Below are 312 nucleotides of genomic sequence, written 5' to 3'. Positions count from 1 at the left end.
CGTTAGCTCAGTTGGTAGAGCAGTTGACTTTTAATCAATTGGTCGCAGGTTCGAATCCCGCACGACCCACCATTATGCAGAGTTATCAGGGTATCAAATCGTAGGGATGAGAACCGTAAAGGTTCGAGCCGAGCGAAGCGAGACAGCAACGCGTAGCGTTGACCCGAAGGGCGAGTCCGCAGGACAAGTAATCCCGCACGACCCACCACTATGTTAAGCAGTACCGCATTACAGCGGGTCGTTAGCTCAGTTGGTAGAGCAGTTGACTTTTAATCAATTGGTCGCAGGTTCGAATCCCGCACGACCCACCAT

The 312-nt window shown here is 51.9% G+C and carries 1 tRNA gene and 1 other RNA gene; both read left to right on the top strand.

Features of this window, described 5'->3' with window-relative positions:
* Positions 1-86: 86 nt before the first annotated feature.
* A non-coding RNA gene (locus V2A85_RS24715) (RtT sRNA) lies at positions 87-208 on the top strand.
* A 27-nt stretch (positions 209-235) separates the two neighbouring features.
* A tRNA-Lys gene (locus tag V2A85_RS24710) sits at positions 236-311 on the top strand.
* The last annotated feature ends 1 nt before the right edge of the window (position 312 follow it).

This window comes from Yersinia sp. 1252 StPb PI, from assembly GCF_048593885.1.
GTDB lineage: Bacteria > Pseudomonadota > Gammaproteobacteria > Enterobacterales > Enterobacteriaceae > Yersinia > Yersinia enterocolitica_E.
The sequence above is the reverse complement of the archived record's forward strand: the minus strand, read 5'-3'. Positions and strand labels throughout refer to the sequence as shown.